Below are 13,806 nucleotides of genomic sequence, written 5' to 3'. Positions count from 1 at the left end.
AATTGCATTTTATGATAGCAATCTAATATGCTAAGTTCAAGAAAAATTTTCAGAGCGTATTCATCGGATCAATATCCACCATTATATTAGTTTTCCCCATTTGTAACTTGCTGCGCTTTAATCCCTTCATAGATCTTTCAATAAAACCGTTTATTTTCCCAGGCATCTTATGCTTTATAAGAATATGCCAGCGATACTGATTCTTTATTTTTGCCATAGGAGCCGGCGCCGGACCGAGAAGCTTACAATCCTGACCGCTCAATTCTTTCTTCAGCAGGAAAACCAAACCATTAGATGCTCTTATAACCTTTGCGCTGTCATGTCCTTTGACGGTTATTAGAACTATGTGTCTGAAAGGCGGGTAGTTAAGACCTTTTCTGAAAAGCATTTCCTTTTTGTAGAAATCATTATAATTATAGGTGCTTGAAGCAATAATACTAAAATGATTTGGATTATAAGTTTGAATAATAACCTCGCCTGGGACGGGCCCTCTGCCTGAACGGCCTGCAATCTGCGTTAAAAGCTGGAATGTTCTTTCTCCTGAGCGGAAGTCCGGAAAAAAAAGACTTGTATCGGCAGAAATAACACCTACCAATGTAACTTTTGGAAAATCCAGTCCTTTTGCTATCATCTGCGTTCCTATAAGTATATCAAATTCATGATGCTTGAATCCCCTTAATATTCCCTGATGAGAATTCTTTCGGGTTGTAGTATCTGTATCCATTCTCTGATATTTCGCATGAGGGAATAAGCTTGATATTTCCTCCTCTACTTTCTCTGTTCCATAACCACTGTATTTTACATAGAAGGCCTGGCACTCAGGACATATATTTGGAGGTTTATCCTCAAAATTGCAATAATGGCATCTCACTTTATCCTGTTGTGAATGATAAACCAGCGACACGTTACATTCCGGACATCTTGCAACATAGCCGCATTTATAGCACATAATATATGTTGAAAAACCCCGCCTGTTTAAAAACAATATTATTTGCTCTTTCTTTGAAAGTTTATCTTTGATAGCCAGTAGCAACGGCTTTGAGAAAACCTGAGACTCAGGAATCTTCACATTGCGGTCCTGCATATCAACAATCCTGACATCAGGCAGCTTTCTTTTATCTATTCGCTCTTTCAACTCAATAAGTTCATACTTCCCTGCTTCTATATTATAATATGTCTCAAGGGAAGGAGTGGCTGTTCCAAGCAAAACCGTTATATTAGCGAGTTTTCCGCGCATTATAGCCACATCCCTGCCATTATATCTGGGCGTCTCTCCTTGTTTATATGCAGGCTCATGTGATTCATCCACTATTATCAGCCCGGTATTACTAAACGGCGCAAATATTGCTGACCTTGCACCAACAACAATATCTACTTTTCCCTTTTTGATTTTCTCCCATTCATCATATCTTTCCCCTTTGGATAAGCGGCTATGCAATATGGCAACTCTGTCTCCAAAGCGCGATTTGAATATTTGAATAATCTGGGAAGCTAAAGATATCTCAGGAACAAGGACAATTGCCTGTTTTTTGTTTTTTATGCAGAAATCAATTGTCTGAAGATAAATCTCCGTTTTCCCACTGCCTGTAATACCATGAAGCAAAAAGGTATTGAAGCATCCTTTTTTAATAGAACTTACTACCTTTTTAAGAACACTGCTTTGATCACTGGTCAGAGAAAGATGTTGAGTATTTATAACAGTCTCTCTTGCAAACGGGTCTCTGTAAAAAACCTTAGGACTTACACCTACATATCCATTCTTCTTCAATGATTTCACAACAGCTTCTGTTACACCTGCGAAACCGCACAATGCCTTGCATTCCATACAAATTCCTTTAGCTGATAATAATATCTTCAGGACTTTTATCTGTTTTGCAGATTTTATCTTTTTGGAATCAATGTCAGAACAGATTGTCTTTTGAGGTTTTGCTACAGATACAATCCTCTGCTTTTTACGTGAGATGACTTCTTTTTTCATGCCCGGCGGCAAGGCTGTCTCAAGCACTATTCCCCAGCTGCAGTAATAATACCTGCTTATCCACTTTGTGAACTCAAGCATCTTTTCATCAAACACTGCAAAATTATCCAGCAGTCTGCTTATAGCTTTTAGATTCTTATAAACAGCTTTATCCGTAATGCTTACAACATATCCAATGCTCTTACGCCTGCCGAAGGGCACAGACACCCGCATTCCGACCTCAATCCTATATCCAATGCTCTCAGGTATTTCATACTGAAATTCCTTATCAACCGCTATTGGAAATACAACATTTGCAAATTTCTTATTCATTTATTGTATAATAACCTAATTTTGCTACACTATAAATAGCTTATATGTGTTTTTGTGATATGCAGGAAAGAACATGTTAGTGAAAACAATGTGGATGGAAACGGGTTAGGTGAAATGCCGCCGTTTGTTTAAACTATGGACTTTAAACAATCTACAATCGGAGAAATTCTGGACAGTGAAAGAGAAATGGTTCTCGAAGGAGCTAAACGCTACGAAGAATATTTTGTTAACGCCTCCGATTTCAACCATCTTTTAAATGAATTTCTCAAAACAATCGCCCCTGATCGCTCCATTTTTGCAGCTTTTCTATCTCAAATCAGAAAGCATCACATGCTCGCTCTTTTTTCTGCAGTGCGCCTTCACCGCACACAAGCAATGATGGATATGAGACAAGTCTTAGAAGCTGGGGCGTGTGCTGCTTATGCCATAGCAAATCCAGACCTTAAAGATTTTGCCAACTTTGACAATCAGGGAATAATAAATCCATCAGACGCGCTAACCAAAAAAAGGTATAAGTGGCTTGAGAAAAATTACAAAACCGGGTCAGATGCCATTAAAAACATGAAGAGTTCGATCAATAAAAGGGCTCACTCAAATATTGTGGATGCACAAAAAACATTCAAAATTGATGTCCAGTCTAGAAAATTCGAAACACCTTTTTTTGATATAGAAGACGATTATCATGTCAAAACTGACTTATGGATGATTGGAAATGTTGTAATGGATCTGATGGATTTATTTTACAACGTTAACAAAGAGCGTGATGTCATCAAATTTATTGATGATTTTATCCCCCGACTGAAATCGTTGAAAAAACAAAACGATAAACTCAAACAAGAAATGATGGGTTTTCAACGGAGAAACAAGAACTAATTAATAGATTACTTAATTTTCTTTCGAGATGCGGATGCTCTTCTGTGACGTCTTCTGTCGTTCTCTGTTAAATACTTCTTACGCAAGCGAATGTTCTTAGGAGTCACCTCCACATATTCATCATCCTGAATGTATTCAAGCGCCTTTTCAAGCTCAACCTCCACCGGTGGAGTCAGGTTAATTGCATCATCAGCACCAGAAGCACGGACATTCGTAAGGCTTTTACCCTTAACAGGATTGACCGCTAAATCAGTCCCCTGATTATGCTCTCCAATAATCATACCTTCGTACACCTCCGTTACCGGATGAATAAAGATAGGTCCGCGCTCCTGAAGGTTCCATAATGCATAAGCAGTTGCTGTCCCGGTCGCTCCCGAAACCATTGATCCAACTTTACGCTTTTCAATCTTCCCGCAATGAGGAGCAAAATGACTAAAAGAGTGATATAAAGTCCCCTCTCCTCTGGTTAAAGTAACAAAGGTTGAACGGAAGCCGAGCAGTCCTCGTGTCGGAATTTCAAATTCCATGATCGTATTACCAGTTTCATTCGACATATTTTTCATCATCCCTTTTCGAGAGGATAATATCTCAATGATTTTTCCAGCCATATTTTTTGGTACATTCACTACTACCGACTCAATCGGCTCGGAAGAAACGCCATCAATTTCCTGTAAAACCACCTGTGGTTGAGAAACCTGAAGCTCAAAACCTTCCCGACGCATACTTTCAATTAAAACCGAAAGGTGCATTTCTCCACGACCATAAACCTTGAACGTATCTGTATTATTAGTCATTTCAACAGACAATCCAACATTGGTCTCCAGCTCTTTTAAAAGACGTTCCCGAATATTGCGGCTTGTTAATATCTTCCCCTCTCGCCCTGCAAAAGGAGAAGTATTAACCATGAAATCCATTGCAAGCGCAGGTGGATCAACCCGAATAGCAGGAAGCGGCTCAACATCAGGGTTATTTGTAATAGTTTCCCCTACATAAATATCTGAAATACCTGCAATGGCAACAATGTCCCCCGCTTCTACCTCTGAAACCTCAACTTTCTTCAGCCCCTGAAATGTAAAAAGCTTAGTTAATCGTGCTGAACGACTTTCGCCATCAGAATTCAGTACAGTCACCATTTGACCTGAGGTAACCTTACCCTCATAAACACGGCCAACCGCTATTCTGCCTAAAAAGTTATCGTAAGCCAAGGTGGCTGGCTGCATTCTAAAATCTTTTTCGGTATCTGCCTTCGCAGCCGGAACATTCTCCAGAATAAAATCCAGAAGAGGAGTAATATCTTTATGTTCGTCCTTTAAATTTCGAATAGCAATTCCCTTACGGGCAATTGTATACATATAAGGAAAATCCATTTGTTCATCAGACGCCCCAAGTCTGCCAAATAAATCAAAGGTTAAATCAACCACCTTGTCCGGCCTTGCAGCGGGCCTATCGATTTTATTTATCACAACAAGAACAGGTAAACCAAGACCTAATGACTTAGAAAGAACAAACTTAGTCTGTGGCATAGGTCCCTCACAGGCATCCACCAAAAGAACGGTCGCATCCACTGTCCGCAAAACACGTTCTACCTCTGAACCAAAATCAGCATGACCTGGTGTGTCCACAATGTTAATCTTCGTCCCTTTATAATGAATTGCTGCATTTTTGGCATAAATCGTAATTCCACGCTCCTTTTCCTGATCATTACTGTCCATCACGCGCTCATCAACCGTTTCATGAGCGTTAAACGCGCCTCCTGCCTTCAGTAAAAAATCTACTAAAGTTGTTTTTCCATGATCAACATGGGCGATAATAGCAATATTTCGAATTTCCATTTTATTTTTCATTTGTTGCATGATAACGCAATTTTGCTATACTGCAAGTAGTTTTTATTAAATTAACTAGGGGATGAGTTGGAGACAAAATGAAACTGATAAATATAAGAGTAATTCCAAATGCTAAAAAAAATAATGTTTCTGAAGATCAGGGAAAGCTTAAGGTGCACATAAGCGCTCCGGCCATAGACGGCAAGGCAAATAAAGCTCTGATTAAAGTGCTAGCGGAACATTTTAAAATAAAGAAAAACCACATCAGAATAATCAAAGGTGCAAAATCAAGAGAAAAGGCTGTTGAAATACTTTCTAGCTAATCGCTGCTATAAGCTCCTTTGCCGTATCAACTGCTGAGGCAGCATCCGGAGCGTAGCCGTCTGCCTTAATCTCATCAGCATATCCCTGTGTAATAGGTGCTCCCCCAATCATTGTTTTAACATTAACTCCTGCGGATTTCAGAGTATCTATCACAGTCTTCATTGAAGGCATTGTTGTTGTTAGTAGTGCTGACATAGCTATTATCTGTGCTCCACCCTTTGCAGAATCAATAAATTTCTGAGCATCGCAATCAACACCAAGGTCTTCCACATTGAACCCTGCTCCTTTAAGCATCATAACTACCAGATTCTTGCCAATATCGTGAAGGTCGCCTTTAACAGTTCCTACTGCTATCTTACCAAGGGGCTTTACTCCAGCCTCAGCAAGCAATGGTTCCAAAATCTTCATTCCTGCATGCATTGCTCTTGCGGCTATAAGAACCTCAGGAACATAGACCTCGTTCTTCTTAAATCTTGCTCCTATTATATTCATACCTGCAATGAGTCCTTTAGTTAGAATTTCTTCAGGACCAACACCTTCATCCACAGCCTTCTTAACCAAATCTGAAACCGCTTGCGCCTGTCCTTTAATTAAGCTGTCTGCTATTGCCTGTAAATCCGCCATAACCAGTTCTCCTTTCAAAAGTTTTTATTGTATTTTAGAGATTATACATATAATACTGATTAAGTCTCGACATATATTGCCTTTTTTGGGAATATATTGTTTTTTATATCAGATTTCTTTTGCGATAGACCATTGGAGTTGTATGCTCATTCCTCTTGAATACCTTACTAAAATAACTCTGGTCTTCATATCCAACTTCTAATGCAATTTCAATAATACTCATTTTATCATTCTGCAAAAGTCTCTTTGCCTCTTCAATCCTAACCTTAGTAAGATAGTCAACAACAGTCATGCCTAGCTCTTTCTTAAAAAGATGGCTCAGATAATAGGTATTGACATATGCAGCCTTCGCTATCTTACTTAATGTTAGACTCTTGTTATAATTAGTTCTCATGCATTTCATTGCGCGTTCTACAATCGCCATATTCTTTTTATTGCTTGATCTGGACACTTCCTCCATAAAAGAAGAGAACACTTTTATCATCCATTTATACAATGCTTCTTCTTCATTTATTTCAGATAATTCACCTATATACGTATAATTAAGCCCCAATAACTTCTCCATATTAGCTCCAGCTTCAACTGCGGCTCTTGAAATTACAACAATAAGCTCCAGAATTCGTGCTTTACGCACATCTCCTTTTTCTGCATTTGCAAAAAGTATCTCTCCAACTAGTTTATTAAGAATGGTTTTTGCTCCAGTGCTATCACCAAGTTTAATCCTGGCGACTAATTCCTTTTCCTTCTTCATAGGATAAAGAGGATTCATCTTTGCTTCTCCCATTCAATTTTAAAAAAGCCACTATATTATAACAAATTATTGCATAACTTGTTATAATAACATATATTAATAAGTAGATGGTAGAGCTATGAGCATAATAAAAAGAATAACAAACTTTATTTTAAAGGATCTGTGGGAGAGGGAGCTCTCAGGCCTGTCCTATCTTAAAAAATGGGCATATAATATTCTAAAAATGGGATATATGGTTGCAAGAGGATTTATTACAGATAAATGTCAGCTCAGGGCTTTTGGACTAACTTATGTAACGCTTCTGGCTATAATCCCTTTTTTAGCCTTCATCTTTTCTATATCAAAAGCCTTTGGCGCATTTGATGCAGTGAAAAGCATAGTGCTTGAGAAGGCTGCAGTAACACAAGAGATTGTAACGAAAATTATTGATCTTGCCAGTAAAACTAGTCTAAAAACTCTGGGTATAGTAGGACTCGTCTTTTTAATATGGACATTAATTATTGTGTTGGGGACCATTGAGAGATCCTTTAACGATATCTGGGGAATTAAAAAATCCAGAAATATATTCAGAAAATTTACTGACTATCTGAGCGTAATTTTAATCTGTCCGATTCTCGCGCTTTGTACAACAGGCGTAAATGCCTTTCTATCAAATAGTAGTCTGGTCAACAAAATACTTGGTATGGAATTCATCGGAGTTCTCATGCATCAACTGTTAAGAATGACTCCATATTTATCTATGTGGCTTGTGTTCACTTTTATCTACATGTTTATGCCTAATACAAAAGTGAAATTCTCGTCTGCCTTAACAGCAGGGATTATTGGAGGAACTTTGTGGCAGTTTGCTCAATGGGGACACATTCACTTTCAGATAGGTGTTTCAAGGTATAGCGCAATCTATGGGACATTTGCTTCTATTCCGGTTTTTCTTATCTGGCTTTACATTAGCTGGCTAATAGTCCTATTTGGTGCAGAAATATCCTTTGCGCATCAAAATGTGAGAACATACACAAGAGAAGGAAAATCCTTATCTATAAGCCCAAAATGCAAAGAACTTCTTGGATTAAGAATTATGATAAGTATAGCCAGTAATTTTTATAAAGCGAAACAACCACTAACAGCTGCTCAACTCTCTAAAAAGTTTGATGTATCAATAAGACTTGTAAATCAGATCCTTTTCCAGCTTACAGAAGGCGGATTGATTAACGAGGTTAGTGGCAAAGAGTCTTCATATCAACCCTCATTCTCTATAGAAGCAGCAATTACTGCCGGAAAAGTTTTGGATGTATTTAGGGAATATGGAGAAAACATACCTAAAATTACAGAGGATAACATCACTAAATATCTAAAAGATATTCTTTCTGATGCAAGGAAAGCTGAAACAGAGATTCTTGATAAGTTAACCCTGAAAGATATTATAAAACGCCTGCCCAGCAATGGGTTAAAAATTTAATTTCTTCTTCAGATATTCTTTTACAACTTCTGGAACAAATTTGGAGATATCTCCGTTCATGGATGCAATTTGCTTTATTATCTTGGAACTAACATAGGAGAAGGACTCATTTGGCATCATAAATATTGTCTCTGTTTCCGGAGATAGTTTTCGATTAATCAAAGCCATTTGAAATTCATACTCAAAATCAGAAAAGGCACGAATGCCTCTTAAAACAACATTTGCCCCTTTAATGCGCACATAATCAATAAGAAGCCCTCCAAAATCATCAACTTCCACATTTTTCATATCTTTTGTGATCTCCCTTAACATGTCCACTCTTTCAGAAACTGTAAAAAGGGGATTTTTGTCAGGATTATGCGCAACTGCAACAATTAATTTATCAAATGTTTTAATGCCTCTTTTGATAAGGTCAATATGTCCGTGAGTTATGGGATCAAAAGTGCCTGGATATACTGCTATTTTATTCATAATTTTAACTTCCTCTTACCACACACTCCTCTACATAAGGAGAAACCAGTTTCTGGATCTTATTCAGTTTTTCTATTGGATAGGGCTTAACTTTCTTAAATTTTGGGTCTAGTATCTCACCTTGGACTGAAAAGTTCTGCATAGCATATTTTTTTGCACCTTTAATAAATTCAGCTATTCTCAATATATCTCCTTCTTTATGTAAAGTTGGCACTACAGTAGTCCTGAACTCATAATCAATATCAGATTCCATTATTAATCTAATACTATCCTTAACTTTCTCCAAAATCAAGGGATTCTTGATACCAGTAGATTTGGAATATGACGTGAAATCCAGAGCCGCCTTTATATCCATAGCTATGTAATTAACTAATTTCCTCTTAATTACCTCTGCGAGCATATCGGGGAATCCCCCATTAGTGTCAAGCTTTACCATCACATCAAGTTCTCGTATTTTTTGAATAAATTTTGGCAAATCTTTATACATACATGGCTCGCCGCCTGTTAAACATATTCCATCAATCCATCTATTGTTTTTAAGCAAATACTCCTTAATTACTCTAAAAGAAATGGTTTCTAACTTTTGGGGGGTGATAATAAGCCCTGCATTTTGACAGTAAGGACATCGAAAATTGCAGTGTGGCGTGTAAAGCGTAGAGACGATTTTCCCATCCCAGTCAAGAAGCGAGGTTTGAATAAATCCCTTTATTACCAGATTCATTTTTGAAAATATCTCTTCCCTTGATAGATTTTTGAGCTTATTTTTTTCTGCTTTTCCAAATCCTCTGCATATTTTATAACCTCATTAATGTGCAAACCCAAGGAAGACGATATATCCTTAGACGTTACAGGACGACGATTGATCAGAGTAAGAATTTCATCCTCTACATCCTTGAGATATGCCTTATGTCTCTTTCTCGCAAACTTGGCGATAATCTCACACTTATTTCCAAAAAAATTCTTTATTTTGATAAGTCTTGAAGCACTTAATGCCTTTACCCATTCTTCAGATGGAGGACGAACAGGAGTATTTAGCTGGATTTTATCAGGCTTAATTTGCTCTACTGCTGCCTTTAAGGCATTTAGTTCAGCCTCAGTTTCGTTTATTCCTTTAACAAGCATTATCTCAAGCCACATTTTACCTTTATATATTTTCTTAAAATCAATCATTCCTCTGATTGTGTTTTCTATTTTTAAAGATGCACAGGGTCTATTTACTTTCTCAAATACATCTTGTGTTGCTCCATCAAGAGAGGGCACCACTAAATCCGCAGGCAACAAGTCTTTTTTTAATGCATCATCACCAAGCAGTGTAGCATTAGTAATAACTGCTACAGGGATAGTTGTCATCTCTTTTATTTTTCTTATAATTTCGCCCGTCTTTGAGTTGAGTGTAGGCTCCCCACTGCCAGATAAAGTAATATAATCAATGTTTTTTGAATTTATTAATACTTTTTCTAATTCAGGCAGGATCTTATCACAGGATACATATTCTTTTCTTGCAACCGTCTTGCATGTTGTTTTCCCAAGCTGGCAATAGACACAATCGAGACTGCATACCTTGAAAGGAACCAGATCTACTCCCAGGGAAAAACCCAATCTTCTTGAGGGGACAGGTCCAAAAATATAAGTATTAAACATAAGGCGTAATTTTAGAAACAAGTTCTGTCTTGGAAACTACTCCTATAACTTTGTCCGCTATAGCACCGTCTTTAAAAATAGCTAAAGTAGGTATGCTCATAATGCCGTATTCTGAAGATGTTCCCGGAGCTTCATCAACATTTACTTTGCAGACTTTTAGCTTACCATCATACTCTTCAGCTATCTCCTCAACTGCCGGAGCAATCATACGGCATGGGCCGCACCACTCTGCCCAAAAATCCACAAGGACAGGAATATCTGATTCTAATACCTCCTGCTTAAAATTTGTATCATTTACTTTGATTTCCACTTTGTTCTCCTTTCTTTTAACTCATCTCCTTTCCCCTTCTCTTGACAGATAAGGGAAACACCATCTCGTTCATAAAGTTTTCATTAAAATCGCTTCTGGCAGACAGCTCTATATAATGAGTTTGTGTAGAAATATGTTCCGCTTCTTTTTCCATATCATAGGATAATAGAACAAGTTTTGCTCCGGAAGATGACGCATTTCCAACAAAAGCAATCTTCTCTGAAGGAATGTTTGGGATTAAACCTATTCTCTTTGCATTTGTGCGGCGAATAAAATTACCGAATGCTCCTGCAAGATATATTTCAGAGATATCTTTATCTGTAACATTCAATTCCTTCTGCAGTATTTTTATTCCTGCTGCAATAGCTGCCTTTGCGAGTTGAAGTTCACGCACATCTTTTTGTGAGATAAAAATAGGGCGCTTGCTTCTGGCAGCATGTCCGTCAACAAGCAAGAAGTCATTCCCTTTTTCAGTCTCTATGATTCGTCTTCGGATATTCTCATTCCCTCTGTATTCGATTTGAGAAACTATCCTGCCAGTCTCATCAATTACTCCTGCCTTTAATAATTCTGCCACTCCGTCAATTAGACCTGTACCGCATATTCCAAACGGCGCTACATTTCCAATAACATTGTATTCAACGTCCTCATTGATAATTACCTTTTCTATCGCTCCAATAGTTGCTCTCATCCCCTGAGATATGCGCGCTCCTTCAAATGCCGGACCTGCAGCTGTAGAAGCAGCAATTATTTTCTTATTATTACCAAGTACTATTTCTCCATTTGTACCTATATCTATAATTAATTTAAGGGCTTTTTTTGTGTGTAATTGTGTTGCCAGTATGCACGCAACTGTGTCTCCTCCAACAAAACCTGCAATGCTGGGCAAAACATATACAAGAGCATCTGGGTTTATATCAATGCCTATTTTCTTTGCTTTAACTTCTACAGGTTCCCTAATCACTAGATTAAACGGAATTTTAGCAAGACTTTTTGGTGCAACCCTTAGACAGATGTGCTGCATTGTAGAATTACCTGCAATTGCAACCTTGTATATGTTGTGAATATTTATTCCTGCCTCATTTGATAAATGCAGAATCATATTCTGCATTTCTCTGCTTATTTTGTAAAAAAGCTTATCCAAGCCGTCCTTATCTGTTATTGTAAAGTTTATCCGGGAGATAACATCATCTCCATAAATTACCTGTGGATTTGTTCTTGAGACAAGCGCAAGTTCCTCTCCTGTATTGAGGTCAAGAAGTGTACCTACAAGTGTTGTTGTCCCAATATCAAATGCCACTCCATAATCCGTTCCTGTTGTGTCTCCTTTTTCAACGCTTATTAATTCTCCATCAGAAAAGACACAAGTAACCTTATAATCTGACTCATTCAAGATTGCTGAAAGGTTGCGAATGACATATATATCTGCATGAAAATCTGTATTGGCGGCTTCTCTTATTAGATTGAGATTGGCTTGTGGACTGGCAAGCGTTGGCTTTTGCAGCTCTACGTATTTTTTCCAAACGCTTGGCTTAATTTCTTTCTTGCTCTGTATACCTTTTGTAAGAATCTGCTGAGCGGATTCCATGGAAGTCTGAGGAATATCTATAATACAGTTTGACGTTATTTTACTCTGACATGCAAGCCTCACGCCGCTTGATATATCTTCTTTAGATAACATTTTTTCTTCTGTAGAGGTTGGAGGAACATTACCTTCAATAATATGAACCCTGCATTTTCCACATGTTCCCTGCCCTCCACATGGAGAAGTAATAACAATACCCGTTCTGCCCGCAGCTTCCAGTATTGAAGTATTGGACAGCACATAAACCGAACGATTTCCTGGTTTGAAAGTAGCTTTTATTGAACTCATTTGTATGAAGTCCCTTTCAAGTCCTCCACGTACTGCTGGGCTGAAAACGCGGCAAATGCGCCATCTCCACAGGCAGTTACTACTTGCCGCAAGATAGTTTGCCGGCAATCGCCACACGCAAATATTCCATCGCGTGACGCTCTCATCTTGCTATCAGCAATAACATACCCATTTTCATCTAGCTTAATTATGTCTTTGACAAAATTTGTATTTGGTACAAGTCCAACAAAGATAAACACACCATCGCAAGAAATATCTGTCTCTTTCTTTGTTTTGAGATCTGTTAGGCTAACTCCCCGAACCTTAGTCTCGCCTAGAATCTCATTTATGACTGAATTCCAGACTATGCTTATCTTCTTATTTAAAAATATCCTTTCTTGCAGAATTTTTGCCGCTCTTAATCTATCTCTTCTGTGTACAATGGTAATTTTTTTGGCAAATCTGGTTAAGAATAATGCTTCTTCTGCTGCCGCATCACCTCCTCCGACAACAACAACATCCTTGTCTTTGAAGAATGCTCCATCACACACAGCGCAATAGGACACTCCCTTTCCAAGCAACCTCTTCTCTCCCTCTATTCCCAATATTTTGAACCGGGCACCGGAAGCGATAATCACTGATAGTGAATTATATGTTTTGTCCCTTACATCAACCTGCCAGATATTATTAATATTCTGTTGTTTAGAGACGTGGATATTATTCACATCTTCTGCCGCGAATTCTGCGCCAAAGAGTTTTGCCTGCTTTTTAAACTTATCTATCAGATCAAATCCGTTGATTCCTTCGGGAAATCCAGGATAATTTTCTATTTTATCAGTCACAAGAGCTTGACTGGACACAGAAAGACCCCCAAGCAATAGAGTTTTTAACTTTGCTCTTGAAGCATATATTGCTGCTGTCAGACCAGACGGCCCAGCTCCTATAATAATTACATCATATATAAATACAGAAGTATCTTTCGCTATATTCATAATTTAGGCATGTTCCTTTCTTTTTGACTTTCTTTTACAAATAAAAGAGGAAATACAATATCACTTACACAGCATGGAATCCAAACTGCGAGAAATAAAAACAGAAAAACAAAAGGAAGTAAAGGAATCCAATTTGCTATGCCGAACGCTGTAAAACCAAATAAGGATGCCCATGTACTTAATAAAACATGTCCAAAATGCGGAAATTTAGTTTTAGGTTTTAAATAACCAATTACAATTCCAAGTACTGCCGCAGAGTTCACAATCTTCCATTTTGCAATTCCAATAAATGGCATCTTTGCAGTCTCTATAAATGGCGCATGAAATTCCATTGGAACATTAAGCAAACCTCCCCCAAGGTAAGGGATTATAGCATCGCTTAATGTAGCTATTCCAATGGAG

Annotated in this window: 14 protein-coding genes; 3 read left to right on the top strand and 11 right to left on the bottom strand. The window is 37.9% G+C overall.

Features of this window, described 5'->3' with window-relative positions; all coding sequences use genetic code 11:
• Nucleotides 1–49: 49 nt before the first annotated feature.
• The gene (priA, locus tag KKC91_08360) at nucleotides 50–2,290 is read right to left on the bottom strand and encodes a primosomal protein N' (GenBank protein ID MBU0478564.1); all 2,241 of its coding nucleotides are present in this window, start codon (nucleotides 2,288–2,290) and stop codon (nucleotides 50–52) included.
• A gap of 135 nt (nucleotides 2,291–2,425) precedes the next feature.
• Here priA and KKC91_08355 point away from each other — a divergent pair, with 135 nt between their 5' ends.
• Nucleotides 2,426–3,163, top strand: a complete 738-nt coding sequence (locus KKC91_08355; GenBank protein ID MBU0478563.1) for a hypothetical protein — start codon at nucleotides 2,426–2,428, stop codon at nucleotides 3,161–3,163.
• Between the two features lie 8 nt (nucleotides 3,164–3,171).
• Here the strand turns inward: KKC91_08355 and typA are convergent, their stop codons facing one another.
• Entirely contained in the window at nucleotides 3,172–4,995 is a 1,824-nt protein-coding gene (gene typA, locus KKC91_08350; protein MBU0478562.1) for a translational GTPase TypA, read from the bottom strand.
• An 89-nt stretch (nucleotides 4,996–5,084) separates the two neighbouring features.
• Between typA and KKC91_08345 the strand changes: the two genes are divergently transcribed.
• Nucleotides 5,085–5,309, top strand: coding sequence for a YggU family protein (locus KKC91_08345; GenBank protein ID MBU0478561.1), 225 nt, complete (start codon nucleotides 5,085–5,087; stop codon nucleotides 5,307–5,309).
• Here KKC91_08345 and KKC91_08340 read toward each other — a convergent pair.
• Both KKC91_08340 and KKC91_08335 read right to left on the bottom strand, forming a co-directional pair.
• On the bottom strand, nucleotides 5,302–5,934 hold the full coding sequence (locus KKC91_08340) for a corrinoid protein (GenBank protein MBU0478560.1): 633 nt from the start codon (nucleotides 5,932–5,934) through the stop codon (nucleotides 5,302–5,304). The genes KKC91_08345 and KKC91_08340 overlap by 8 nt on opposite strands.
• A gap of 103 nt (nucleotides 5,935–6,037) precedes the next feature.
• On the bottom strand, nucleotides 6,038–6,703 hold the full coding sequence (locus tag KKC91_08335) for an AraC family transcriptional regulator (protein ID MBU0478559.1): 666 nt from the start codon (nucleotides 6,701–6,703) through the stop codon (nucleotides 6,038–6,040).
• A gap of 100 nt (nucleotides 6,704–6,803) precedes the next feature.
• Here KKC91_08335 and KKC91_08330 point away from each other — a divergent pair, with 100 nt between their 5' ends.
• The gene (locus tag KKC91_08330) at nucleotides 6,804–8,138 is read left to right on the top strand and encodes a YihY family inner membrane protein (GenBank protein ID MBU0478558.1); all 1,335 of its coding nucleotides are present in this window, start codon (nucleotides 6,804–6,806) and stop codon (nucleotides 8,136–8,138) included.
• Here KKC91_08330 and coaD read toward each other — a convergent pair.
• The 7 genes from coaD to KKC91_08295 all read right to left on the bottom strand — a co-directional run.
• Complete coding sequence (gene coaD / locus KKC91_08325) at nucleotides 8,127–8,609, bottom strand: pantetheine-phosphate adenylyltransferase (GenBank protein ID MBU0478557.1); 483 nt, start codon at nucleotides 8,607–8,609, stop codon at nucleotides 8,127–8,129. The two genes, KKC91_08330 and coaD, sit on opposite strands and share 12 nt — an antisense overlap.
• A 4-nt stretch (nucleotides 8,610–8,613) precedes the next feature.
• A complete protein-coding gene (locus KKC91_08320; protein ID MBU0478556.1) occupies nucleotides 8,614–9,330 on the bottom strand; it encodes an anaerobic ribonucleoside-triphosphate reductase activating protein in 717 nt (238 codons plus the stop codon).
• Nucleotides 9,327–10,250: a radical SAM protein gene (locus KKC91_08315; GenBank protein ID MBU0478555.1), complete on the bottom strand. Its 924-nt coding sequence runs from the start codon at nucleotides 10,248–10,250 to the stop codon at nucleotides 9,327–9,329. Before KKC91_08315 ends, KKC91_08320 begins: the two co-directional genes overlap by 4 nt.
• Nucleotides 10,243–10,560, bottom strand: coding sequence for a thioredoxin (gene trxA, locus KKC91_08310; protein ID MBU0478554.1), 318 nt, complete (start codon nucleotides 10,558–10,560; stop codon nucleotides 10,243–10,245). The genes KKC91_08315 and trxA overlap by 8 nt, the downstream gene beginning before the upstream one ends.
• A gap of 16 nt (nucleotides 10,561–10,576) precedes the next feature.
• The gene (locus KKC91_08305) at nucleotides 10,577–12,433 is read right to left on the bottom strand and encodes a DUF4445 domain-containing protein (GenBank protein ID MBU0478553.1); all 1,857 of its coding nucleotides are present in this window, start codon (nucleotides 12,431–12,433) and stop codon (nucleotides 10,577–10,579) included.
• Nucleotides 12,430–13,404 carry a thioredoxin-disulfide reductase gene (gene trxB, locus KKC91_08300; GenBank protein MBU0478552.1) on the bottom strand — a complete coding sequence of 325 codons (975 nt, stop codon included), beginning with the start codon at nucleotides 13,402–13,404 and terminating at the stop codon, nucleotides 12,430–12,432. The genes KKC91_08305 and trxB overlap by 4 nt, the downstream gene beginning before the upstream one ends.
• On the bottom strand, nucleotides 13,401–13,806 hold a 406-nt coding region (locus KKC91_08295; GenBank protein ID MBU0478551.1), incomplete at its 5' end, for a hypothetical protein. The genes KKC91_08295 and trxB, both read right to left, overlap by 4 nt.

This window comes from bacterium, assembly GCA_018812485.1.
Lineage (GTDB): Bacteria > JAHJDO01 > JAHJDO01 > JAHJDO01 > JAHJDO01 > JAHJDO01.
The sequence above is the reverse complement of the archived record's forward strand: the minus strand, read 5'-3'. Positions and strand labels throughout refer to the sequence as shown.

Excerpts from the sequence above, each read along its gene's own strand:
- KKC91_08305 (MBU0478553.1), bottom strand. The coding sequence starts at position 12,433 with ATGAGTTCAATAAAAGCTACTTTCAAACCAGGAAATCGTTCGGTTTAT.
- coaD (MBU0478557.1), bottom strand. The coding sequence starts at position 8,609 with ATGAATAAAATAGCAGTATATCCAGGCACTTTTGATCCCATAACTCAC.
- KKC91_08315 (MBU0478555.1), bottom strand. The coding sequence starts at position 10,250 with ATGTTTAATACTTATATTTTTGGACCTGTCCCCTCAAGAAGATTGGGT.
- trxB (MBU0478552.1), bottom strand. The coding sequence starts at position 13,404 with ATGAATATAGCGAAAGATACTTCTGTATTTATATATGATGTAATTATT.
- priA (MBU0478564.1), bottom strand. The coding sequence starts at position 2,290 with ATGAATAAGAAATTTGCAAATGTTGTATTTCCAATAGCGGTTGATAAG.
- KKC91_08355 (MBU0478563.1), top strand. The coding sequence starts at position 2,426 with ATGGACTTTAAACAATCTACAATCGGAGAAATTCTGGACAGTGAAAGA.
- KKC91_08330 (MBU0478558.1), top strand. The coding sequence starts at position 6,804 with ATGAGCATAATAAAAAGAATAACAAACTTTATTTTAAAGGATCTGTGG.
- KKC91_08340 (MBU0478560.1), bottom strand. The coding sequence starts at position 5,934 with ATGGCGGATTTACAGGCAATAGCAGACAGCTTAATTAAAGGACAGGCG.
- KKC91_08335 (MBU0478559.1), bottom strand. The coding sequence starts at position 6,703 with ATGAATCCTCTTTATCCTATGAAGAAGGAAAAGGAATTAGTCGCCAGG.
- KKC91_08320 (MBU0478556.1), bottom strand. The coding sequence starts at position 9,330 with ATGAATCTGGTAATAAAGGGATTTATTCAAACCTCGCTTCTTGACTGG.
- KKC91_08345 (MBU0478561.1), top strand. The coding sequence starts at position 5,085 with ATGAAACTGATAAATATAAGAGTAATTCCAAATGCTAAAAAAAATAAT.
- typA (MBU0478562.1), bottom strand. The coding sequence starts at position 4,995 with ATGGAAATTCGAAATATTGCTATTATCGCCCATGTTGATCATGGAAAA.